Annotated in this window: 22 protein-coding genes and 1 tRNA gene; 21 read left to right on the forward strand and 2 right to left on the reverse strand. The window is 58.6% G+C overall.

Features of this window, described 5'->3' with window-relative positions:
* The first annotated feature begins 114 nt into the window (after window positions 1-114).
* Complete coding sequence (xrtH, locus tag ACFO24_RS02110) at window positions 115-636, forward strand: exosortase H (RefSeq protein ID WP_377736550.1); 522 nt, start codon at window positions 115-117, stop codon at window positions 634-636.
* Window positions 629-1,348: an exosortase H-associated membrane protein gene (locus tag ACFO24_RS02115; RefSeq protein WP_377736551.1), complete on the forward strand. Its 720-nt coding sequence runs from the start codon at window positions 629-631 to the stop codon at window positions 1,346-1,348. Before xrtH ends, ACFO24_RS02115 begins: the two co-directional genes overlap by 8 nt.
* A 50-nt stretch (window positions 1,349-1,398) precedes the next feature.
* Here ACFO24_RS02115 and ACFO24_RS02120 read toward each other — a convergent pair whose 3' ends face one another.
* Window positions 1,399-2,028 carry a YceH family protein gene (locus ACFO24_RS02120; RefSeq protein WP_377736552.1) on the reverse strand — a complete coding sequence of 210 codons (630 nt, stop codon included), beginning with the start codon at window positions 2,026-2,028 and terminating at the stop codon, window positions 1,399-1,401.
* A 44-nt stretch (window positions 2,029-2,072) separates the two neighbouring features.
* Between ACFO24_RS02120 and purN the strand changes: the two genes are divergently transcribed.
* On the forward strand, window positions 2,073-2,657 hold the full coding sequence (purN, locus tag ACFO24_RS02125) for a phosphoribosylglycinamide formyltransferase (RefSeq protein WP_207573825.1): 585 nt from the start codon (window positions 2,073-2,075) through the stop codon (window positions 2,655-2,657).
* Between the two features lie 56 nt (window positions 2,658-2,713).
* Window positions 2,714-3,985 (forward strand): RsmB/NOP family class I SAM-dependent RNA methyltransferase, encoded by a 1,272-nt coding sequence (locus ACFO24_RS02130; RefSeq protein WP_377736553.1) that lies wholly within the window; start codon window positions 2,714-2,716, stop codon window positions 3,983-3,985.
* Window positions 3,986-4,067: 82 nt separating this feature from the next.
* Here ACFO24_RS02130 and ACFO24_RS02135 read toward each other — a convergent pair whose 3' ends face one another.
* Window positions 4,068-5,678, reverse strand: a complete 1,611-nt coding sequence (locus ACFO24_RS02135) for a methyl-accepting chemotaxis protein (protein WP_377736554.1) — start codon at window positions 5,676-5,678, stop codon at window positions 4,068-4,070.
* Window positions 5,679-5,957: 279 nt separating this feature from the next.
* On the opposite strand from ACFO24_RS02135, the gene rpsO reads away from it, so the two are divergent.
* The 17 genes from rpsO (at window position 5,958) to nuoL (ending at window position 21,580) form a co-directional block, all read left to right on the forward strand.
* On the forward strand, window positions 5,958-6,224 hold the full coding sequence (gene rpsO / locus ACFO24_RS02140; protein ID WP_207573828.1) for a 30S ribosomal protein S15: 267 nt from the start codon (window positions 5,958-5,960) through the stop codon (window positions 6,222-6,224).
* A gap of 236 nt (window positions 6,225-6,460) precedes the next feature.
* A complete protein-coding gene (gene pnp, locus ACFO24_RS02145; protein WP_377736555.1) occupies window positions 6,461-8,701 on the forward strand; it encodes a polyribonucleotide nucleotidyltransferase in 2,241 nt (746 codons plus the stop codon).
* Window positions 8,702-8,788: 87 nt separating this feature from the next.
* Window positions 8,789-9,538, forward strand: coding sequence for a triose-phosphate isomerase (gene tpiA, locus ACFO24_RS02150; RefSeq protein ID WP_377736556.1), 750 nt, complete (start codon window positions 8,789-8,791; stop codon window positions 9,536-9,538).
* A gap of 35 nt (window positions 9,539-9,573) precedes the next feature.
* Window positions 9,574-9,921, forward strand: a complete 348-nt coding sequence (secG, locus tag ACFO24_RS02155) for a preprotein translocase subunit SecG (RefSeq protein ID WP_377736557.1) — start codon at window positions 9,574-9,576, stop codon at window positions 9,919-9,921.
* A 128-nt stretch (window positions 9,922-10,049) separates the two neighbouring features.
* Window positions 10,050-10,134: transfer RNA gene (locus ACFO24_RS02160), tRNA-Leu, on the forward strand.
* A gap of 72 nt (window positions 10,135-10,206) precedes the next feature.
* A complete protein-coding gene (locus tag ACFO24_RS02165; RefSeq protein WP_377736558.1) occupies window positions 10,207-10,566 on the forward strand; it encodes an NADH-quinone oxidoreductase subunit A in 360 nt (119 codons plus the stop codon).
* Between the two features lie 35 nt (window positions 10,567-10,601).
* The gene (locus ACFO24_RS02170; protein ID WP_207573833.1) at window positions 10,602-11,081 is read left to right on the forward strand and encodes a NuoB/complex I 20 kDa subunit family protein; all 480 of its coding nucleotides are present in this window, start codon (window positions 10,602-10,604) and stop codon (window positions 11,079-11,081) included.
* A 9-nt stretch (window positions 11,082-11,090) separates the two neighbouring features.
* Entirely contained in the window at window positions 11,091-11,699 is a 609-nt protein-coding gene (locus tag ACFO24_RS02175) for an NADH-quinone oxidoreductase subunit C (protein WP_377736559.1), read from the forward strand.
* Between the two features lie 3 nt (window positions 11,700-11,702).
* Window positions 11,703-12,956 (forward strand): NADH-quinone oxidoreductase subunit D, encoded by a 1,254-nt coding sequence (locus tag ACFO24_RS02180; RefSeq protein WP_207573835.1) that lies wholly within the window; start codon window positions 11,703-11,705, stop codon window positions 12,954-12,956.
* A complete protein-coding gene (nuoE, locus tag ACFO24_RS02185; RefSeq protein WP_207573836.1) occupies window positions 12,953-13,444 on the forward strand; it encodes an NADH-quinone oxidoreductase subunit NuoE in 492 nt (163 codons plus the stop codon). Before ACFO24_RS02180 ends, nuoE begins: the two co-directional genes overlap by 4 nt.
* Before the next feature lie 2 nt (window positions 13,445-13,446).
* Entirely contained in the window at window positions 13,447-14,802 is a 1,356-nt protein-coding gene (nuoF, locus tag ACFO24_RS02190; RefSeq protein ID WP_207573948.1) for an NADH-quinone oxidoreductase subunit NuoF, read from the forward strand.
* A gap of 11 nt (window positions 14,803-14,813) precedes the next feature.
* Entirely contained in the window at window positions 14,814-16,928 is a 2,115-nt protein-coding gene (nuoG, locus tag ACFO24_RS02195; protein ID WP_377736560.1) for an NADH-quinone oxidoreductase subunit NuoG, read from the forward strand.
* The gene (gene nuoH, locus ACFO24_RS02200) at window positions 16,925-18,001 is read left to right on the forward strand and encodes an NADH-quinone oxidoreductase subunit NuoH (RefSeq protein ID WP_377736561.1); all 1,077 of its coding nucleotides are present in this window, start codon (window positions 16,925-16,927) and stop codon (window positions 17,999-18,001) included. Before nuoG ends, nuoH begins: the two co-directional genes overlap by 4 nt.
* Window positions 18,002-18,015: 14 nt before the next feature.
* Entirely contained in the window at window positions 18,016-18,525 is a 510-nt protein-coding gene (nuoI, locus tag ACFO24_RS02205) for an NADH-quinone oxidoreductase subunit NuoI (protein WP_207573839.1), read from the forward strand.
* A 32-nt stretch (window positions 18,526-18,557) separates the two neighbouring features.
* Window positions 18,558-19,214, forward strand: a complete 657-nt coding sequence (locus ACFO24_RS02210) for an NADH-quinone oxidoreductase subunit J (protein WP_207573840.1) — start codon at window positions 18,558-18,560, stop codon at window positions 19,212-19,214.
* Window positions 19,211-19,519, forward strand: a complete 309-nt coding sequence (gene nuoK, locus ACFO24_RS02215; protein ID WP_207573841.1) for an NADH-quinone oxidoreductase subunit NuoK — start codon at window positions 19,211-19,213, stop codon at window positions 19,517-19,519. Before ACFO24_RS02210 ends, nuoK begins: the two co-directional genes overlap by 4 nt.
* Window positions 19,520-19,549: 30 nt before the next feature.
* Window positions 19,550-21,580, forward strand: coding sequence for an NADH-quinone oxidoreductase subunit L (gene nuoL, locus ACFO24_RS02220; RefSeq protein WP_377736562.1), 2,031 nt, complete (start codon window positions 19,550-19,552; stop codon window positions 21,578-21,580).
* Window positions 21,581-21,587 lie beyond the last annotated feature (7 nt).

Below are 21,587 nucleotides of genomic sequence, written 5' to 3' on the forward strand. Positions count from 1 at the left end.
CAAGGCATGAATGCAAAAAATAGTGTCCCTGATTAAGAAATGGATTTTCTTCGCCAGAATTGTGCCGCTGCAGGCAGTATGTTTGCGCTCCTATCGACTCTACTCACTTTTTTTATGCGACGTTTTTTTCTAATTTTTCTTGGCCTGCAGTTGGGCTTGTTTGGTCTCAATATGCTCAATTGGGTGCAGCAGCATGTCGTGCTGCCCTGGACCAGTGCTTTGGCAAGCTTGTGTGCAGGGCTAGTGACCTGGTTTGATGGCAGCACCGCAGCTGTCGGCAAGGTGCTGTGGAATACCAGTAACGGTTTTGGTGTCTCGATTGAGGCAGGCTGCAATGGCTTGGAGGCGTACATCGTTCTGTTTTCTGGGGTTATGGCCTTTCCAGCTGCTTGGTATCAGCGTGGGGTGGGTTTGTTCATCGGATTCTTGGCCGTGCAGAGTCTGAATGTCGTGCGCGTTATCAGCCTGTTTTATCTGGGGCAATGGAGCCGCCCTGTGTTTGACTTTGCCCATGAATACCTATGGCAAGCTCTGATCATGCTGGATGTGCTCGTTTTCTGGCTTCTATGGGTGCGCTGGTGTCAAAAAGACCCGGCCCTACAAGGGGATGCTCAAGGAGGAATTGTTCATGCCTGAAATCAGTACCAATCCTGATACCAGTCCGCCAAAGCCATCGGTGCTTGCGCAGTCCTCGATTTCGGGCCAAGCACATCCACCTGCGCTATCGCCTACTCTGGTGCAGGTCAAACCTGCACGGCTATTACCGCATAAGCCTATTGCCCGCTTTGTCATTTTGGCCGTGCTGGGGGTGGTCGTATTGACCCTGTTGTGGAGTGTGGTAGCCCCATGGCTGGCCAGGCCGGCGGCCCTTTTGTCTTCGTGGGTGCTGGACATTGGGGCCAGCGGCTGGGTGCAGCGCACGCAGATGGAGGGATCGCTTTTGAGCGTGTATTCATCCCTGCAGGTCAGTACAGCACAAACAGGCTGGAGAGCCAGTGAAGTCATCATTGACATCAACCCGGCTCGCTATGGCTATAGCCTGCCCATTTTGTGGGCCTTGCTTTTGGCCGCATTCGGCCCGGGGCGGGTATGGCGCATGGCTGCCGGGGCCGCTTTATTGGTTCCGCTGCACGCGTTCAGCATCGTTACCCAGGTGCTGATGCAGTTGTGCCTTGCGGTGCAGCTCAACCCCCATGTGCTGCATATCCAGTCCTGGCAGCTTGAGGCATTGATCTATGCCTACCAATTGGGCAGTTTGGTGATCCCTCCTTTGAGTCCGCTTTTGGTATGGCTGTGGCTGGACCAGGCGTTTGTACGGCGCACATTTGTCGGCGTGATCCGAGGCTAAGATCTGTTTCATATCATTACTGTCTCACATCTGCGGGGCAACGCCGCAGGTTATGCAGACCTTCCCAAGGTTTCCAGTATTGCTACGCGTGCTTCCAGTGCGGCAAGGCGGGTGTGAAGGTGATCGTCGTTGTTGGTGATGGCTGAGGTATTGGGCACCACCGGTTCCCCACACAGCAATTGCGCCCAACGTGCCTCGCGCGCGCCGGGGGCTTTGGGTAGCAGGCGCACCAGCGGGCCGCCTTTGTCGGCGCTGCGCTCTTGCAGTTCTTCTAAAAATGCTTCGACCGAGGAGGTGTCGGCAAAGCGGTGCCAGCGCTCGGCATTGGTGCGCAGCTCGGCGGCGGTTTGCGGGCCGCGCAAGATCAGCAAGCCCAGCAGAGCGGCGGCTTGGCTGGGCACGCCCAGCACGCGCTCGAAGTTGTGCTCCCAGCGCATGGCGCGTTGGCCGCTGACTTCGACCACCAGATGGCGTTCGCGCAGCGCATCCAGGGCGGCCAGGGCCTCGGCCTCGGACAGTTGCATCAGCGGCTCGCGGCTGGTTTTTTGGTTGCAGCCGGACAGCAGGCTGTTGAGCGTGAGCGGGTAGCTGTCGGGCACGGTGCGCTGTTTTTCCATCAGCGTGGCCAGCACGCGGGCTTGTTCAGCACTCAATGGGGTGTTTTGGTGGTCAAAAGTCATGGCAGGTACGCAAACGGGGTAGGGCAGGGATAATCGCGCCCTCTATGAAAAACATCGTGATTCTCATCTCTGGCGGCGGCTCGAACATGGCCGCTATTGTGCGGGCTGCCCAGCAGGGCGATTGGGCTGGGCAGTACGGTGCCCGCATTGCCGCCGTGATCAGCAACAAGGCCGATGCCAAAGGCCTGCAGTTTGCCCAGGAAAACGGCATTGCCACCGAGGTGCTCGACCACAAAGCCTTTGCCAGCCGCGAAGATTTTGACGCTGCCCTGGCCCAGGTGATTGACCGCTACCAGCCCACCTTGGTGGTGCTGGCCGGGTTTATGCGCATCTTGACACCTGGTTTTGTCGGCCACTTTGCCGGGCGGCTGATGAATATCCACCCCTCGCTGCTGCCCGCGTTTACCGGCTTGCACACCCACCAACGCGCCATTGAAGCCGGTTGCAAGTTTGCTGGCTGCACGGTGCACATGGTGACTGAAGAGCTGGATGTCGGCCCCATCCTGGAGCAAGCCGTGGTGCCGGTGCTGCCGGACGATAACGCCGACACCCTGGCCGCCCGGGTGCTGACGCAAGAGCACATCATCTACCCCCGTGCGGTGGTAAATTTTATTAAAAATAAGAGCTGATAGCGCTTTATTGATAAGCGTTAAAGCCTTTAATCATTAGAAATTTTAGAACTGTTATGCATCCCAAAGCCCTTCTTGATGCCTGCGCCGCCCTGGTGCAGCAAGTGCTGCTGCTTCAGCACCCGGCCGACAGCGTGGTCTCACGTTTTTTTCGGCAAAACCGCAGCCTGGGCCCGCGCGAACGCGCCACGCTGGCCGAAACCGCCTACACCGTGCTGCGTCACAAGCTGCGGTTTGAGGCCCTGGCCCGCTCCGGCAGCGGAGCGCGCGAGCGCCGACTGGCCATTTTGGGCTTTGCCGGCCCGCGCAATTTGCTGGAAGCGGCACTCAACCCCGCAGAAAAAACCTGGCTGAAAGATTGTGATGCCGTGCCAGAGGCAGAGCTGCTGCCCCAGCACCGCCACAATCTGCCCCAGTGGCTGGCCGAGGCGCTGCAGGCCCAGCTGGGGGAGCAGTTTGATGCCCTGGCCGCCAGCCTGTTGGCCCCGGCACCGCTGGATTTGCGCGTCAATACCCTGAATGCCAAGCGCGAGGCCGTGATCAAAGAGCTGGCCGCTGCCGGGATTGCCGCCGAACCCACGCCGTACTCCCCCTGGGGCCTGCGCGTGCAGGACAAACCGGCGCTGACCAAGCTGGAGGCCTTTGTGCAAGGCCGCATCGAGGTGCAAGACGAAGGCTCGCAGCTGCTGGCCCTGTTGCTCGATGCCAAGCGCGGCGAAATGGTGGTCGATTTTTGTGCTGGCGCGGGCGGCAAAACCCTGGCGATTGGGGCGCAAATGCGCAACACCGGGCGTTTGTACGCCTTTGATGTGTCGGCCCACCGCCTCGATGCCCTGAAACCGCGCTTGGCGCGTTCGGGCCTGTCCAACGTCCACCCCGCTGCGCTCTCGCACGAGCGCGATGAGCGCGTCAAGCGCCTGGCCGGCAAGATCGACCGCGTGCTGGTCGATGCGCCCTGTTCCGGCTTAGGCACTTTGCGGCGCAACCCCGATTTGAAATGGCGCCAAAGCCCGCAGGCCGTGCAAGAGCTGACGGCAAAGCAAAGCGCCATTCTGGACAGCGCTGCCCGCTTGGTGAAAAGCGGCGGGCGGCTGGTGTATGCCACCTGCTCGGTGCTGCCCGAAGAGAACGAGGCCATCGCCCAAGCCTTTGGCGCGGCCCACCCTGACTTTGTGGCGCTGGATGCGGGCGAGGTGCTAGCGCAGCTGAAGGTGGAGCACGCCGCCAGCCTGTGTACCGGTGGCAGCAGCGGTACGCAGTACGTGCGCCTGTGGCCGCACACCCACCAGGTGGATGGCTTTTTTGCGGCGGTGTGGCAGCGCACCTAAAGTGCTGCAATAAAAATAGCTGTTGGCGCTTTGCTACTGGGGCATACCAGTCAATAGACTGGTAACAAAGCGCCATCCTCCCTCACGCCAAGCGCAACGGCCCGGCCCCGGCCAGCGCAGGCAAGGCGCTGGCCGCGCTGCTGCGCCCACCTGCCTGCCCCGAGGCCCCCAAATCAAACACGCTGACCGCCTGCACCAGCGCCTGCGCCTGGCTTTGCAAACTGCTGGCAGCGGCGGCCATTTCTTCGACCAGGGCAGCGTTTTGCTGGGTCATCTGGTCCATCTGCTGGATGGCGGTGCCTACTTCGGCCACGCCCTGGCTTTGCTGGTGGGTGGCGGTGCTGATTTGCCCCATCAGCGCGGTGACGCGGCCGATGGCTTCAACCACTTCCTGCATGGTCGCCCCGGCACGGCTCGCCTGGGCGGTGCCGGTGTGTACACACTCCACGCTGGCATCGATCAGGTGTTTGATCTCTTTGGCCGCTTCGGCGCTGCGCCCGGCCAGGCTGCGCACTTCGCTGGCCACCACGGCAAAACCGCGCCCTTGCTCGCCGGCGCGGGCCGCTTCCACGGCAGCGTTCAGCGCCAGGATGTTGGTCTGAAAAGCGATGCCGTCAATCACGCTGATGATGTTGGCCACGCGCTCCGAGCGGGTGGCAATCTCTTGCATGGTGCCGACCACTTCCTGCACCGCTTGACCGCCGCGCTGCGCCACTTGCGAGGCCGATTGCGCCAAAGCGTTGGCTTGCTGGGCGGTGTCGGCGTTGTGGCGCACGGTGCCGCTGAGCTCCTCCATCGAGGCGGCGGTTTGCTGCAGGGCGCTGGCTTGTTGCTCGGTGCGGCCACTCAAGTCCAGGTTGGCCTGGGCAATTTCGGCGCTGGCCCCGGCCACACTTTCTGAGCCGTTGCGCACCTGGGTGACCACGTCACGCAGGCCATGGACCATTTCATGTTGCGCCTGCAGCAGCAAGGCCGTTTCGCTGTTGCCGCTGACGGGCGCTTGTGCGTGCAACTGCCCGGCCGCCACCGCGCGGCAGCGCGCCACCACCGTCTGCAGGGGCCGTGTAATGGCCAACACCGTGGAGCGCGACAGCAGCAAGGTGGCCACCAGGGCCAGGCCCACGCTCAGCCAAACGCCGCGCTGGATGGAGTCAATGTTGGCCTGCGCCTGGGTGACCGAGGCATTCAAACGCGCGCTTTGCAAGCTTTTCAAGGCCGCCAGGGCGCGGCCGTAATCGTTCAGGATGGTGCCAAACTCATCCAGCAGGTAGTTGCGGGCGCTGCCTTCGTTGCCCTTGTCCAATTGCTGGATAAGGTGCTCTTGGGCTTGCACGTAATTTTTGCGCTGGGCCAAAACATCGCCCAGCAGGGCGTGGCTTTCAGCGTCCGCCATCTGGGCTTGCAGCTGTTCCACGACTTGGCCAATGCGTTGGCGCGAGGCGTAAACCTGTTGCTTGAGGGCCTCGTAGTGCTCCACCTCTTTGACGATGAGCATGTCGCGCAGCGCCTCGGCGATGATGTGGCGGTTCTCATCGATTTCACTGAGCATGACCACGTTGGGCATGTCTTGGGTGCTGATTTGGTGGAAGCCGCTGGCAACGGCGCTGCTTTTGACCAGGGCAACCGCCCCTTGCAGGCAAATGAACAGGATGATCAGGGCAAAGCCCAGGGTGAGCCGGGTGGCAATTTTCATGGGGAAAACCTCCTTGTGGGGGGATCGGTGCGGTGCGCATCCATGCCAAGCCGGTAGGCTGGGCAGAGGCAGGGTTGTAAGCCGCCCCTTTAGTTGTAAGCAACAGTAAGAACTCTGAGGAGCCGCCGTTTTTCCGCCCAAGCCGCCGCGCTGTAGGGAAATCAGGCGAAAGTGTTAGAATCGCCCGGTTTTGCATGGTGCAGAACGCACGCCGGGGCCTTTCCAGTCTTGGCGCAAGTTAAAGGGTGCTCATTACCCTGTTATTGAAGGAAAAAAATCATGATCGCTGCCTCTATCAAGGCCGAAGTTGTTAAAGCCAATGCCCGTTCGCAAAACGATACCGGCAGCCCAGAAGTGCAAGTGGCACTGCTGACCGCCCGCATCAACGAACTGACCCCCCACTTCAAACAGCACGCCAAAGACCACCACGGTCGCCGTGGCCTGCTGCGCATGGTGAGCCGTCGTCGCAAGCTGTTGGACTACCTCAAGGCCAAAGACGCTGACCGTTATGTCGCGCTGATCGCCAAGCTGGGTCTGCGCAAGTAAGCACAGTGCTCAAGCGTTGGATCGCATAAACAAAATGCCTGCGCTGATCTTGGGTCAGCGCAGGCGTTTTTGTTTTGAATTTGTTGAAGGATTGCAGAGCGAAGCTGTGTCATTCCACATCAATACTTGCAAAATAATAGCTGCAAGCGCTGATTTGGAATGGCATCGCGATCTGTAAAGCCTTTAAACCTACGTTGCACCAGCGGGTGCAGCTACTTTTAAAAGGAATGATGGCTATGACCATGTTTAATAAAGTGACCAAAACCTTCCAATGGGGTCAGCACACCGTGACCATGGAAACCGGCGAAATCGCCCGCCAAGCCAGCGGTGCGGTGCTGGTGAACATTGACGACACCGTGGTGCTGGCCACCGTGGTGGCCTCTAAAACCGCCAAGCCTGGGCAAGACTTTTTCCCCCTGACGGTGGACTACATCGAAAAAACCTACGCCGCTGGCAAGATTCCTGGCAGCTTTTTCAAGCGCGAAGCCAAGCCTTCGGAGCTGGAAACGCTGACCAGCCGCCTGATCGACCGCCCCATTCGCCCGCTGTTTCCCGAAGGTTTCTACAACGAAGTGCATGTGGTCATCCACACCATTTCGCTGAACCCCGAAGTCGATGCCGACATCGCCGCCATGATCGCCACCAGCGCAGCGCTGTCGGTGTCCGGCATTCCCTTTAACGGCCCCATTGGCGCGGCCCGCGTGGGTTACGTCAATGGCGAATACGTGCTCAACCCCGGCCAAACCGCCCGCAAGAACAGCCAGATGGATCTGGTCGTTGCCGGCACCGAAGCCGCTGTGCTGATGGTCGAATCCGAAGCCGAGCAGCTGCCCGAAGAAGTGATGTTGGGCGCGGTGGTGTACGGCCACGAGCAAAGCCAGATTGCCATCAACGCCATCCACGAACTGGTGCGCGACGCGGGCAAGCCCGTGTGGGATTGGCAGCCTGAAGCCAAGGACGAGGCCCTGATCGCCAAGGTCACCGAGCTGGCCGAAGGCCCGCTGCGCGCCGCCTACCAAAACCGCAACAAGCAACTGCGCACGCAAGCCTGCCGCGAAGCCTACGCCGCCACCAAGGCTGCTCTGGCCGAGCAGGGCGTGGAGTTTGACAGCGTGAAGGTGGACAACATGCTGTTCGACATCGAAGCGCGCATCGTGCGTGGCCAGATTTTGGCGGGCGAACCCCGCATCGATGGCCGCGACACGCGCACCGTGCGCCCCATTGAAATCCGCAGCAGCGTGCTGCCGCGCACCCACGGCTCGGCGCTGTTTACGCGTGGCGAAACGCAGGCGCTGGTGATTTCCACCCTGGGCACTGAGCGCGACGCACAGCGCATCGACGCGCTGGCCGGCGAGTTTGAAGACCGCTTCCTGTTCCACTACAACATGCCTCCCTTTGCCACCGGCGAAGTGGGCCGCATGGGCTCGACCAAGCGCCGCGAAGTCGGCCACGGCCGTCTGGCCAAGCGCGCCCTGGTGGCCTGCCTGCCCAGCAAGGAAGAATTCCCCTACACCATCCGCGTGGTGTCGGAAATCACCGAATCGAATGGTTCTTCGTCGATGGCTTCGGTGTGCGGCGGCTGCTTGTCGATGATGGATGCGGGCGTGCCCATGAAGGCGCACGTGGCCGGCATCGCCATGGGTCTGATCAAGGAAGACAACAAGTTTGCCGTGCTGACCGACATCCTGGGCGATGAAGATCACCTGGGCGACATGGACTTCAAGGTGGCCGGTACCACCGCCGGCATCACCGCGCTGCAGATGGACATCAAGATCCAGGGCATTACCAAGGAAATCATGCAAGTCGCCCTGGCCCAGGCCAAAGAAGCGCGCATGCACATTCTGGGCAAGATGCAAGAAGCCATGGGCGAGGCCAAGACCGAAATCTCCAGCTTCGCACCCAAGCTCTTCACCATGAAGATCAACCCCGAGAAGATCCGCGACGTGATCGGCAAGGGCGGTGCCACCATCCGTGCGCTGACCGACGAGACCGGTTGCCAGATCAACATCGAGGAAGACGGCACCATCACCATCGCCGCCACCGAAGCGGCCAAGGCCGACGAAGCCAAGCGCCGCATCGAGGAAATCACCGCCGAAGTGGAAATTGGCAAGGTCTATGAAGGCCCGATCGTCAAGATCTTGGAATTTGGTGCCCTGGTGAACGTGCTGCCTGGCAAAGACGGCCTGCTGCACATCAGCCAAATTGCCCATGAGCGCGTGGAAAAAGTCACCGACTACCTGCAAGAAGGCCAGATCGTCAAGGTCAAGGCGCTGGAAGCCGACGACAAGGGCCGCATCAAGCTGTCCATGAAAGCCCTGCTGGAACGCCCTGCCGGTATGCCCGAGCGCGAGCCGCGTGAACCGCGCGAGTACCGCGAACGTGCCCCGCGCCAGCCGCGTGAAAACCGCGAGTACCGTGAACCACGTGAGCCCCGCGAACCGCGTGCCGACCAGGCTGACCAGTCTGAACAAGGCTAATTAATTGTATTAAAAGAGCTGCTTGCGCTTAAAAATAAAGCGTTAGCAGCTATTTTTATTCATTTTTTGTTTTGGAGTAAGCGGAAAATGCTACAAAAATTGATAGCTGGTAACTGGAAGATGAACGGCAGCCTGGCTGCTAATCAGGCCTTGCTGGCTGATCTCCTGGCCGGTCTGGCGGCGCAGGCCCCAGCCTGCCAAGTAGCCGTCGCGGTGCCCGCGCCGTATTTGGCACAGGTGCAGCAGCTCACCGCCGGTTCGGCCATTGCCCTGGGGGCGCAGGACGTTTCCCAGCACGCCAGCGGGGCCTTTACCGGTGAAACCTCGGCACAGATGCTCAATGACTTTGGCGTGCGCTATGCCCTGGTGGGGCATTCCGAGCGCCGCCAGTACCACGGCGAAACCGATGCCATCGTCGCCGCCAAAGCGCAGGCCGCGTTGGCCGCCGGCATCACCCCCATCGTTTGCCTGGGCGAAACCCTGGTGCAGCGCGAAGCGGGCGAAACCGAAGCCGTGGTGCAGCGCCAGCTGGCCGCTGTGCTGGGCGTGGTGGGCCAGGATGTGACCCGCCTGGTCGTTGCCTACGAGCCAGTCTGGGCCATTGGCACCGGTAAAACCGCTACGCCCGAACAGGCCCAGGCGGTGCATGCCGCTTTGCGGGCGCAACTGGTGCAGGCCAACGGCGCTGCTGCCCAAGTGCCGCTGCTGTACGGCGGCAGCATGAATGCCGCCAACGCGGCACAACTGCTGGCCCAGCCCGACATTGACGGCGGCTTGATTGGTGGTGCCGCGCTGAAAGCTGCCGATTTTCTACACATCATTGCCGCAGCCTCTTAAGCGCACGCGGATGAAATTTTTCTAAGGAGTTGGGTATGCAGGCCTTTGCAGGCATTATTTTGGGGGTGCAGATTCTGGCCGCCCTGGGCATGATTGGTTTGATTTTGGTGCAGCACGGCAAGGGTGCCGACATGGGGGCCGCTTTTGGTGGCGGCTCTTCGGGCAGTCTGTTTGGTGCCAGCGGCAGCGCTAACTTTTTGTCGCGTGCGACGGCCGCCATGGCCACTTTGTTCTTTGTGACGACCTTGGCCTTGGCCTATTTGGGCAATTCGCGCCCCGCCAGCGTAGGCAGTGTGCTGGAGAGCGCTCCGGCGGCTGCATCCGTGCCGGCGGTCCCTGCTGAGCCCGTCAAGGGGGCGGATTTGATTCCTGCCAACAAGTAACCGGGTGGAAACAAACTCGGGCAAATTGCCTTTCAGGGTGATTTTTCAGGCTAGAATGCCGAGGCTTTCCGGAGTAAGGGTTGTCATCTATAGGTAACCCGGCTTCGGAAAAATGAAGAGACAAAAAAGCCGTCGTGGTGGAATTGGTAGACACGCTATCTTGAGGGGGTAGTGGCGAAAGCTGTGCGAGTTCGATTCTCGCCGACGGCACCATCTAACAAACAGCCTGCCCATGTATCAGGCCATGGTCGAGGGCAGGTTTACTAGCGGGAAACGCGACCTGTCATGAATCTCGATCAATACCTTCCCGTCCTTCTGTTTATCTTGGTCGGCTCTCTTGTGGGTATTGGCCCGCTGGTGCTGGGCTATATCCTGGGCCCCAATCGCCCCGATGAGGCCAAGAACTCTCCCTACGAGTGCGGCTTTGAGGCGTTTGAGGACGCGCGCATGAAGTTTGACGTGCGCTACTACCTCGTCGCCATCCTGTTTATCCTGTTTGACTTGGAACTGGCCTTTTTGCTGCCCTGGGCGGTAGCCTTGGGCGATGTGGGTCTGACAGGTTTTGTGGCTGTTTTGATTTTCCTGGCGGTTCTGGTCGTGGGCTTTGCCTACGAGTGGAAAAAAGGTGCCCTGGATTGGGAATAAGCCGCAGCAGCGGGTTTCCGAAATAAGGAAGAGCGATGATTGAAGGCGTGATGAAGGAAGGCTTTGTCACCACCAGCTATGACGCGGTGGTGAACTGGGCAAAAACCGGGTCGATTTGGCCCGTTACTTTTGGTCTGGCCTGTTGTGCTGTCGAAATGATGCACGCAGCGGCGGCGCGGTACGACTTGGCCCGGTTTGGCGCTGAGGTGTTTCGTGGCTCGCCGCGTCAGTCCGACTTGATGATTGTCGCCGGTACGCTGTGCAACAAGATGGCCCCGGCCCTGCGCAAGGTCTATGACCAAATGGCCGAGCCGCGCTGGGTGCTCTCCATGGGATCGTGTGCTAACGGCGGTGGCTACTACCACTACAGCTATTCTGTTGTGCGCGGCTGCGATCGCATTGTGCCGGTGGATGTGTATGTGCCGGGCTGTCCGCCCACGGCCGAGGCTTTGATCTACGGCATCATTCAGCTGCAGCAAAAAATTCGCCGCACCAACACCATTGCACGGGTTTAAGGAGCTGCTATGACAACAATTGCCATTGCGCCTGAAGCCTTGAGCGCAACAATTACGAAAGTTCTGGGTGATTTGGCCCGCGCCGTCACGGTGCAGCACGGCGAGGTAACGGTAGAAGTCAGTGCTGCCAATTATTTGGCGGCCATGAAAAAGCTGCACACGGCCCCCGGTTGCCAGTTTGAGCAGTTAATGGATTTGTGCGGTGTCGATTATTCCGCTTACAAAGACATTGGCACGGATGGTTTGCGCTACGCCGTCGTGTCACACCTGCTGTCGATCAGCTTGAACCAACGCGTGCGGGTGCGTACTTTCTGTGCTGATGATGATTTTCCAACCATCGATTCCGTCTCCGAAGTGTGGGCCGGTGCCAACTGGTTTGAGCGGGAAGCCTTTGACCTGTATGGCATTGTGTTTGAAGGTCACAGTGATTTGCGCCGCATCTTGACCGATTACGGCTTTATTGGTCACCCCTTCCGCAAAGATTTTCCGTTGTCGGGTCACGTTGAAATGGCTTACGACGCTGAGCAGCGGCGCGTGATTTACCAACCCGTCACGATTGAGCCGCGTGAAATTACGCCGCGCATCATCCGTGAAGACAATTACGCAGGGCTGCACTAAATCATGGCTGAAATTAAAAACTATTCCCTGAACTTTGGTCCGCAGCACCCGGCAGCGCACGGTGTGCTGCGCTTGGTGCTGGAGCTCGATGGTGAGGTGGTGCAACGTGCCGACCCCCATGTGGGCTTGCTGCACCGGGGCACCGAAAAACTGGCTGAATACAAAACCTACGTTCAATCGCTGCCGTACATGGACCGTCTGGACTATGTGTCCATGATGTGCAACGAGCATGCGTATTGCATGGCGATCGAGAAGCTGCTGAATGTTCAGGTGCCGGTGCGTGCCCAGTACATCCGCGTGCTGTTTTCTGAAATCACCCGTTTGCTCAATCACCTGATGTGGCTGGGCTCCAACGGCATGGACTTGGGCGCCTCCACGGTGCTGATGTACACCTTCCGCGAGCGCGAAGAGCTGTTTGATATGTACGAGGCTGTCTCCGGTGCCCGGATGCACGCCGCTTACTTCCGCCCAGGTGGGGTGTATCGCGATTTGCCTGAAACCATGGCGCAGTTCAAGCCCAGCAAGCTGCGCAATGCCAAGGCGATGGAAGACCTCAACCGCAACCGCCAAGGCTCGCTGTTGGACTTCATCGAAGACTTCTGCCAGCGCTTCCCCAAGCGCATTGACGAGTACGAGGCCTTGCTGACGGACAACCGCATTTGGAAGCAGCGTACGGTGGGTATTGGTGTGGTCACGCCTGAGCGGGCCTTGAACTTAGGGTTTAGTGGCGTGATGCTGCGCGGCTCTGGGATTGCCTGGGATTTGCGCAAGAAGCAGCCGTACGAGGTTTACGGCCAGATGGATTTTGATATTCCTGTGGGCAAAGAAGGCGATTGCTACGACCGTTATTTGGTGCGCGTGGCTGAGATGCGGCAATCGGTGCGCATCATGCAGCAGTGCGTTGCCTGGCTCAAAGCCAATCCAGGTGCTGTGATTACCGAAAACCTGAAAGTGGCACCGCCAGCACGCGAGAAGATGAAAGAGGGCATGGAAGACCTCATTCACCACTTCAAGCTGTTCAGTGAAGGCTTCCGTGTGCCTGAGGGCGAGGCCTATGCGGCTGTCGAGCATCCCAAAGGAGAGTTTGGTATTTACATGGTCAGCGATGGTGCCAACAAGCCCTATCGCCTGAAAATTCGTGCGCCGGGCTTTGCCCACCTGTCGGCTTATGACGAGCTGACCCGTGGGCACATGATTGCCGACGCGGTTGCCATGATCGGCACCATGGACATTGTGTTCGGAGAGATTGATCGATGATTACCGAAGCAACCAAGGCGCGTTTTGCGCGTGAAGTGGCGAAGTATCCGCAAGGGCAGCAGCGTTCTGCCGTGATGGCGTGTTTGTCCATCGTGCAGCAAGAGCAAGGCTGGGTCAGCCAAGAAAGCGAAGCAGAAATTGCCGCTTACCTGGATATGCCTGAAATTGCGGTGCATGAAGTCACCACCTTCTACAACATGTACAACCAGCAGCCCGTGGGCAAGTTCAAGGTGGCGGTTTGCACCAACCTGCCCTGTTTGCTGCGCAACGGCTACGAAGCCTTGCAGCACCTGGAGAAAAAGCTGGGCATCAAAGTGGGCGAAACCACTGCCGACGGTATGTTCACCCTGCAACAGTGCGAGTGCCTGGGTGCCTGTGCCGATGCGCCGGTGATGTTGGTCAATGACCGCAATATGTGCAGTTTCATGGACGATCAAAAACTCGATGAGTTGGTCGATGGCCTGCGTGCTGCGGAGGGTCAGGCATGACGATGAACACTGCAGCGCAAGCGGTGCTGGCCAAGTTTGCCGCTTCGGGCCAAGAGACGTGCTTTCATGACCGCCACATTGAGCCGCAAATCTATGCCGGTATTGATGGCAGCAACTGGTCCATCAAAGACTACGAGGCGCGCGGTGGTTACCAGGCGCTGAAAAAACTGCTGGGTAAAGATGGCAGTGCCGGACTGACCCAAGATGAGGTCATTGCCACCTTGAAAGAATCTTCTCTGCGTGGTCGTGGCGGTGCCGGTTTTCCAACGGGGCTGAAGTGGAGCTTTATGCCGCGCCAGTTTCCCGGAGAAAAATACGTGGTGTGCAACTCCGACGAAGGCGAGCCCGGTACCTGCAAAGACCGCGAAATCCTGATGCACAACCCCCACACGGTGATTGAAGGCATGATCATTGCCGGTTTTGCCATGGGGGCTTGCGCCGGATACAACTACATTCACGGTGAGATTTTCCAAGCCTACGAGCGCTTTGAAGCCGCGCTGGACGAAGCCCGGGCAGCAGGCTACCTAGGCAAAAACATCATGGGGTCAGACTTTAGCTTTGACCTGTTTGCCCACCACGGCTTTGGTGCATACATCTGTGGTGAAGAAACCGCCTTGCTCGAATCGCTGGAAGGCAAAAAAGGTCAGCCACGCTTTAAGCCGCCGTTTCCGGCCAGTTTTGGCTTGTATGGCAAACCCACCACGATCAATAACACCGAGACGTTTGCGGCAGTGCCTTGGATCATCCGCAATGGTGGCCAAGCGTATTTGGAGTGCGGCAAACCCAATAACGGTGGTACCAAGATTTACTCCGTCAGCGGTGATGTCAATCTGCCGGGCAACTATGAAGTGCCGATGGGTACGCCGTTTTCCAAACTGTTGGAATTGGCCGGTGGTGTGCGCACGGGGCGCAAGCTCAAAGCGGTGATTCCTGGGGGATCGTCTTCGCCCGTGGTGCCTGGTGATGTGATGATGGAATGCACCATGGATTACGACTCGATCGCCAAAGCCGGCTCCATGCTGGGTTCGGGGGCCGTGATCGTGATGGACGATTCCCGCGACATGGTCGAGTGCCTGGAGCGTTTGTCTTACTTCTACCAGCACGAATCGTGCGGCCAGTGCACCCCTTGCCGTGAAGGTACCGGGTGGCTGTGGCGCGTGGTCAAGCGCATCAACCAGGGGCAAGGCCGTCCAGAGGATATTGCCTTGCTGGACGATGTGGCCTTCAACATCATGGGGCGCACGATTTGCGCTTTGGGCGATGCCGCCGCAATGCCGGTGCGGGCAATGATCAAACATTACCGCCACGAATTTGAAGCCAAGATTGCTGCCGCCCAAACGGCTGCCAAAGCGGCCTGAGCGAGAGTTATATGGTTGAAATTGAACTAGACGGTAAAAAAGTCGAAATCGCCCCTGGCAGCATGGTGATGCATGCGGCTGAAAAAGCCGGGGTTTACATTCCGCACTTTTGCTATCACAAAAAGCTATCGATTGCGGCCAACTGCCGCATGTGCTTGGTCGAGGTGGAAAAAGCGCCCAAAGCCTTGCCCGCCTGTGCTACACCTGTGACCCAAGGCATGATTGTGCGCACCAAGAGCAAAAAAGCCTTGGAAGCGCAGCAATCGGTCATGGAATTTCTGCTCATCAACCACCCGCTGGACTGCCCCATCTGCGACCAGGGTGGCGAGTGCCAGTTGCAAGACTTGGCGGTCGGGTACGGTGCTGGCAGCACCCGCTTTGGCGAGGAAAAGCGCGTGGTTGCGCCCAAGGATATCGGCCCCCTGGTGTCCACCCAAGAAATGACCCGCTGCATTCACTGCACCCGCTGCGTGCGCTTTGGTGAAGAAATCGCCGGGGTGATGGAGCTGGGCATGGTCAATCGGGGTGAGTACGCCGAAATCACCACCATCCATGGCGGCACGCTGGATTCGGAACTTTCTGGCAACGCCATCGACCTGTGCCCGGTCGGTGCTTTGACCAGCAAGCCCTTCCGGTACAACGCCCGCACCTGGGAGTTGTCGCGCCGTAAATCGGTTTCTCCGCACGATTCGACCGGTGCCAACCTGATTGTTCAGGTGAAAAACCACAAAGTCATGCGTGTGGTGCCCATGGAAAACGAGGCGGTCAATGAATGCTGGATTGCTGACCGCGATCGTTTCTCCTACGAAGCCTTGAACAGCGAAGAGCGCTTGACCAGCCCCATGATCAAGCAAGGGGGCCAGTGGCAAGAAGTGGATTGGCAGACCGCATTGAACTACGTGGTCAAAGGCCTGAACCAGGTTAAAGACCAATACGGCCCGGCCGGTGTTGGCGCTCTGGTCAGCCCCCACAGCACGCTGGAAGAGTTGTACCTGGCCGCGCAGCTGGTGCGTGGCTTGGGCAGCGACAACATTGACTACCGCCTGCGCAACGCCCAATTCAATGCCTTTGAAGGTGTGCGCTGGCTGGGCATGCCGATTGCGGCATTGCAAGAGCTGCAGTCGGTGCTGGTGCTTGGCTCCAATCTGCGCAAAGACCACCCCTTGTTTGCGCGACGCGTGCGCCAAGCGGCCAAACGCGGCTGCAAGGTGTTTGCCATCAACGCGCAGGTGCAGGATTGGGCCCTGCCAGTGACGGCCTCGGCAGTGGCGACAAAAGACTGGGCGCAGGCCTTGGCAGATATCGCTGTGGCAGTCGCCCAGGCCAAAGGCGTGCCCGCACCGGTGGCCGGTGGTACGGCCCCGGCCCAGGCGCAAGCCATTGCCCAGGCCTTGTTGGCTGGTGAACGCAAAGCCATCTTGCTGGGCAATGCTGCTGCGCACCATGGCCATGCTGCGCAATTGCTGGCTTTGGCCCAGTGGATTGGCGAGCAAACCGGGGCCACAGTGGGTTATTTGACCGAAGCGGCCAACACCGTCGGTGCCCAGTGGGTGCAGGCCCAGCCGCAAAAAGATGGCAAAAACGCCGGTGAAATGCTCACCGGCGCCATCAAAGCTGCGATTTTGCTCAACACCGAACCCGCATTCGATGCGGCGGCCGGTGCCAAAGGCTTGGAGCAGGCCGATATGGTGATTACGCTGAGCCCCTTCAAAGCCAATCTGGACATCAGCGATGTGCTGCTGCCGGTGGCACCGTTTACGGAAACCTCGGGCACCTTCGTCAATGCCGAGGGCCGGGTGCAAAGCTTCCACGCCGTGGTCAAACCCTTGGGGGAGACCCGTCCGGCTTGGAAAGTATTGCGCGTGTTGGCCAATCTGCTGGAGCTGCCAGGCTTTGATTACGAATCGTCGCAAGACGTGCTGACCGCTGCGATTGGTGCAGAGACTAAAGAAGTTCCTAGCGCTTTGCGCAGCAATATCACCAAAGTGGCAGCAAAAGTCCCTGAAAATGAGGCTGCTGAACCGGTGACTGCTAGCATTTATCAACTCGATGGCATCGTGCGCCGTGCAACTTCGTTGCAACTGACCGCCGATGCACGCTTGGCGCGTGAAGGAGGTGCTGCATGATTGAGGCACTGAAAACTGCTGGAGCCGGCCTGGTGGCTGCGCCTTGGTGGACAGAGATGGCATGGCCTGTTGCTTGGGCTCTGCTGGGAATCGTGGCCATTGTGGTTCCCTTGTTGCTGGCGGTGGCCTACCTCACCCTGTGGGAGCGCAAGCTGCTGGGCTGGATGCAAAACCGTCCCGGCCCCAATCGTGTCGGCCCGTGGGGGCTGCTGCAGCCGATGGCCGATGGCTTAAAGCTCTTGACCAAAGAGCTGATCATGCCCACGGTTGCGGCCAAAGGCCTGTTTTATGTTGGCCCGGTGATGGCCATCATGCCGGCACTGGCGGCCTGGGCGGTGGTGCCATTTGCGCCCGATTTTGCTTTGGCCAACGTCAATGCCGGGATTTTGCTGGTCATGGCCATCACCTCGATTGAGGTGTACGGCGTGATCATTGCCGGCTGGGCTTCAAACTCCAAATACGCGTTTTTGGGTGCCTTGCGGGCTTCGGCACAAATGGTCAGCTACGAAATTGCCATGGGTTTTTGCTTCCTGATCGTCATCATGGTGACGGGCAGCATGAATTTGACGGCCATCGTGCTCAGCCAGGGCAAGGGCAGCTTTGCTGACATGGGGCTGGGTCTGCTCTCCTGGAACTGGCTGCCGCTGCTGCCGATTTTCTTCATCTACATGATTTCTGCCGTGGCCGAAACCAACCGCCACCCGTTTGACGTGGTCGAGGGTGAGGCCGAGATTGTGGCCGGGCACATGGTGGAGTACTCGGGCATGGGCTTTGCGGTGTTCTTCTTGGCGGAATACGCGGCCATGTGGCTGGTGTCGATTCTGGCCGCGATCATGTTCCTGGGCGGCTGGCTGCCTCCTGTGGATGCCTTGTCCTTTATTCCTGGCTGGATCTGGTTGGGCCTGAAGACGGCGGCCGTCGTCAGCATGTTCATTTGGATTCGTGCCACCTTCCCGCGCTACCGCTATGACCAAATCATGCGCTTGGGCTGGAAAATCTTCATCCCAGTCACCTTGGTGTGGCTGGTCGTTGTGGGTGCATGGCTGCACTCGCCTTGGAACATCTGGAAATAAGCGGGGACACATCCATGGCTGCTGTTACTGCTGCGCCTTTCTCACTCAAAGATTTCTTTAAGAGCTTCATGCTGGTGGAGCTCTTCAAGGGCATGGCCTTGACCGGGCGTTACGCATTTGCGCCCCGGGTCACCATCCAATACCCGGAAGAAAAAACCCCTCTGTCGCCGCGTTTTCGTGGCCTGCATGCTCTGCGCCGTTATGACAACGGTGAAGAGCGCTGCATTGCCTGCAAACTGTGCGAAGCCGTTTGCCCCGCGATGGCCATCACCATTGAGTCGCACCAGCGCGAAGATGGCACCCGTCGCACCACGCGCTATGACATTGACTTGACCAAGTGCATCTTCTGCGGTTTTTGCGAAGAAAGCTGCCCGACCGACTCCATCGTCGAGACGCACATTTTTGAGTACCACGGCGAAAAACGTGGCGACCTGTACTACACCAAGGACATGTTGCTGGCCGTGGGTGACCGCTATGAAGCCGACATCGCTGCCGCCAAAGCGGCCGATGCCAAGTACCGCTGAAGCGGCTCCTGATCCACAGAAAGACGCGAATCATGGACGCCAAAACTGGTTTCTTTTATTTCTTCTCCGCCGTACTGCTGTATTCGGCCTTGCGCGTGATCACCTCGCGCAACCCGGTACACGCCGTGCTGCATTTGATTTTGGGCTTTTCCCAAGCGGCCGCTATCTGGTTGCTTTTGAAAGCTGAATTCCTGGGCATCATGTTGGTCGTGGTGTACATGGGGGCAGTGATGGTGCTGTTCCTGTTTGTGGTGATGATGTTGGACATCCGCATCGACCGCATCAGCGAAGGCTTTTGGAAGCATTTTCCGGTGGCTGCAGCCATTGGTGCCTTGATTGCCCTGGAGATGGCAGTGGTTTTGATGGGGGGCTTTGGCACCTTGGATGAAGCCAAGCCTGTCGCTGAGCTGCTCGATGCCCAAGGCCAGGTGCTGCCGTACTCCAATACCCAGGCGCTGGGTCGCTTGATGTACACCGAGTACCTGTTCCCGATTGAGGTGGCTGCCGCTATTTTGCTGGTCGCCATGATTGCCGCCATTGCCTTGACGCTGCGCAAGCGCAAAGATGCCAAAACACCCAACATTACTGGCCAGATCAATGCACGCGCCCAGGATCGCCTGACCCTGGTGAGCATGCCGGCAACCCAAGCCGCGGCCACCGCAAAAACGCAGGGGGAGGAGACCAAATGACGCTCACGCTCGGGCATTTCTTAACACTGGGTGCCATGCTCTTTGCGATCTCAGTGATCGGGATTTTCTTGAACCGCAAGAACCTGATCGTGCTGTTGATGGCCATTGAGATGATGTTGCTGTCGGTGAATATGAACTTTGTCGCTTTCTCCCACTATTTGGGGGATATGCACGGACAACTGTTTGTGTTCTTCATCTTGACTGTGGCAGCTGCAGAAGCCGCGATTGGCCTGGCCATTCTGGTTCTGCTCTTCCGTAACAAATCCACTATGAATGCGGAAGATCTCAACATCCTTAAGGGTTGAGTTACCGGTATTTATGCAAGGTTCTGAAGCATGAGTTCAACACTTTCTGCATCGATGCTGCTGGCGGTACCCTTGGCACCGTTGGCGGGGTCTGTTCTGGCAGGTATTTTTGGTACTGCCTTTGGGGGCAACAAGTTTGGCCGAGGAGTGAGTCATTCGCTCACCATCTTGGGCGTTTTGTTGTCATTCGTTCTGTCGGCGCTGGTGTTCCAGTCCGTGGTTTATGACGGCGCACGCTTTGATGCCACCATTTATGAGTGGATGGAAATTGGCGGGGTGAAGATGGAAATCGGTTTTCTGATCGATTCCATCACCGCCATGATGATGTGTGTCGTGACCTTTGTGTCCCTGATGGTGCACATCTACACCATCGGCTATATGGCCGAGGACGAGGGCTACAACCGTTTCTTCTCCTACATCTCGTTGTTTACCTTCTCCATGCTGATGCTGGTGATGAGCAACAACCTGCTGCAGCTGTTCTTCGGTTGGGAAGCGGTGGGCTTGGTGTCCTACCTGCTGATTGGCTTTTACTTCAAGAAGCCCACGGCCACTTTTGCCAACATGAAGGCCTTTTTGGTCAATCGTGTGGGTGACTTTGGCTTCATCATTGGCATCGGCTTGATCTATGCCTACACCGGTACGTTCAACTACAGCGAGATTTTCGCCAAGCTGCCCGAGTTGCAGGCCACCATGCTACCCGGCACAGGCTGGCTGCTCTTGACGGTGACGGGCATCTGCTTGTTCATTGGTGCCATGGGTAAATCGGCCCAGTTTCCGCTGCATGCTTGGTTGCCGGACTCGATGGAAGGCCCCACCCCGATTTCCGCGCTGATCCACGCTGCCACCATGGTGACGGCCGGTATCTTTATGGTGTCGCGCATGTCGCCGCTGTATGAGCTGTCGGACACCGCCTTGAACTTCATCTTGGTGATTGGTGCGATTACGGCCTTGTTTATGGGTATTTTGGGCATTATCCAAAACGACATCAAACGCGTGATTGCCTACTCCACGCTGTCGCAGCTGGGCTACATGACGGTGGCGCTGGGTGCATCGGCCTACTCGGTGGCGGTGTTCCACCTGATGACGCACGCTTTCTTTAAAGCGCTGCTGTTCTTGGGGGCTGGCTCGGTCATCATGGGCATGCACCACAACCAAGATATCCGCTGGATGGGCGGTGTGCGCAAATACATGCCCATTACCTGGATCACCTTCCTGCTGGGTAATCTGGCGTTGATCGGCACGCCGTTCTTCTCAGGTTTTTACTCGAAGGACGCCATCATTGAGGCCGTACACGCCTCCACCCTGCCGGGTGCCGGTTTTGCCTACTTTGCTGTGCTGGCGGGGGTGTTTATCACCGCTTTCTATTCGTTCCGTCTGTACTGGATCGTGTTCCACGGCCAAGAGCGTTACGACCAGAACCCGGATGCACACCATGGCCACGCACATGACGACCACCACCATGGCCACGATGCCAAGCCGCATGAATCGCCCTGGGTGGTGACGCTGCCCCTGGTGCTGCTGGCGATTCCCTCGGTGGTGATTGGTGCCATTGCGCTGATGCCCATGCTGTTTGGTGATTTCTTTAACGGCGTCATCTTTGTGGACGGCAGCAAGCACCCGGCCATGGCCGAGCTGGCCCAGGCCATTCACGGCTGGGTACCGATGGCCCTGCACGGCTTTTCTGCGCCGCCCTTCTGGCTGGCTTTGGCCGGGGTTGTGGTGTCCTATGTGTTCTACATGGTCAAGCCCGAGATTCCTGCTGCCATCATGGCGTTCTCCAAGAAGATCGGCCTGTACCAGGTGCTGGAAGGCAAGTACGGCGTGGACTGGGTGTACGAAAACATCTTTGCCCGTGGTGCCCGCGCTTTCGGCACGGTGTTCTGGCGGGTTGGTGACCAGGCGCTGATCGATGGTGCCGTGGTGAACGGCTCCTGGAAGGTGGTCGGCAAGATCGCTTCTGTGGTGCGCTGGTTCCAGTCTGGATATATCTACCACTACGCGTTGGTCATGATTTTGGGCGTGTTCCTGCTCATGACTTACTTCGTGTGGCTCAACAAGTAAGGGAAGA

The organism is Comamonas denitrificans (genome assembly GCF_042654745.1).
In the GTDB taxonomy this organism is placed as follows: domain Bacteria; phylum Pseudomonadota; class Gammaproteobacteria; order Burkholderiales; family Burkholderiaceae_C; genus Comamonas; species Comamonas denitrificans.

What these genes read in the sequence shown, in the direction of transcription:
- tpiA (WP_377736556.1), top strand. Translation starts at nt 8,789, where the DNA reads ATGCTACAAAAATTGATAGCTGGTAACTGGAAGATGAACGGCAGCCTG.
- ACFO24_RS02165 (WP_377736558.1), top strand. Translation starts at nt 10,207, where the DNA reads ATGAATCTCGATCAATACCTTCCCGTCCTTCTGTTTATCTTGGTCGGC.
- nuoH (WP_377736561.1), top strand. Translation starts at nt 16,925, where the DNA reads ATGATTGAGGCACTGAAAACTGCTGGAGCCGGCCTGGTGGCTGCGCCT.
- nuoI (WP_207573839.1), top strand. Translation starts at nt 18,016, where the DNA reads ATGGCTGCTGTTACTGCTGCGCCTTTCTCACTCAAAGATTTCTTTAAG.
- pnp (WP_377736555.1), top strand. Translation starts at nt 6,461, where the DNA reads ATGACCATGTTTAATAAAGTGACCAAAACCTTCCAATGGGGTCAGCAC.
- ACFO24_RS02170 (WP_207573833.1), top strand. Translation starts at nt 10,602, where the DNA reads ATGATTGAAGGCGTGATGAAGGAAGGCTTTGTCACCACCAGCTATGAC.
- purN (WP_207573825.1), top strand. Translation starts at nt 2,073, where the DNA reads ATGAAAAACATCGTGATTCTCATCTCTGGCGGCGGCTCGAACATGGCC.
- ACFO24_RS02115 (WP_377736551.1), top strand. Translation starts at nt 629, where the DNA reads ATGCCTGAAATCAGTACCAATCCTGATACCAGTCCGCCAAAGCCATCG.
- ACFO24_RS02210 (WP_207573840.1), top strand. Translation starts at nt 18,558, where the DNA reads ATGGACGCCAAAACTGGTTTCTTTTATTTCTTCTCCGCCGTACTGCTG.
- nuoK (WP_207573841.1), top strand. Translation starts at nt 19,211, where the DNA reads ATGACGCTCACGCTCGGGCATTTCTTAACACTGGGTGCCATGCTCTTT.
- ACFO24_RS02120 (WP_377736552.1), bottom strand. Translation starts at nt 2,028, where the DNA reads ATGACTTTTGACCACCAAAACACCCCATTGAGTGCTGAACAAGCCCGC.
- ACFO24_RS02180 (WP_207573835.1), top strand. Translation starts at nt 11,703, where the DNA reads ATGGCTGAAATTAAAAACTATTCCCTGAACTTTGGTCCGCAGCACCCG.
- nuoL (WP_377736562.1), top strand. Translation starts at nt 19,550, where the DNA reads ATGAGTTCAACACTTTCTGCATCGATGCTGCTGGCGGTACCCTTGGCA.
- ACFO24_RS02175 (WP_377736559.1), top strand. Translation starts at nt 11,091, where the DNA reads ATGACAACAATTGCCATTGCGCCTGAAGCCTTGAGCGCAACAATTACG.
- ACFO24_RS02130 (WP_377736553.1), top strand. Translation starts at nt 2,714, where the DNA reads ATGCATCCCAAAGCCCTTCTTGATGCCTGCGCCGCCCTGGTGCAGCAA.
- secG (WP_377736557.1), top strand. Translation starts at nt 9,574, where the DNA reads ATGCAGGCCTTTGCAGGCATTATTTTGGGGGTGCAGATTCTGGCCGCC.
- ACFO24_RS02135 (WP_377736554.1), bottom strand. Translation starts at nt 5,678, where the DNA reads ATGAAAATTGCCACCCGGCTCACCCTGGGCTTTGCCCTGATCATCCTG.
- nuoG (WP_377736560.1), top strand. Translation starts at nt 14,814, where the DNA reads ATGGTTGAAATTGAACTAGACGGTAAAAAAGTCGAAATCGCCCCTGGC.
- nuoE (WP_207573836.1), top strand. Translation starts at nt 12,953, where the DNA reads ATGATTACCGAAGCAACCAAGGCGCGTTTTGCGCGTGAAGTGGCGAAG.
- rpsO (WP_207573828.1), top strand. Translation starts at nt 5,958, where the DNA reads ATGATCGCTGCCTCTATCAAGGCCGAAGTTGTTAAAGCCAATGCCCGT.
- nuoF (WP_207573948.1), top strand. Translation starts at nt 13,447, where the DNA reads ATGAACACTGCAGCGCAAGCGGTGCTGGCCAAGTTTGCCGCTTCGGGC.
- xrtH (WP_377736550.1), top strand. Translation starts at nt 115, where the DNA reads ATGCGACGTTTTTTTCTAATTTTTCTTGGCCTGCAGTTGGGCTTGTTT.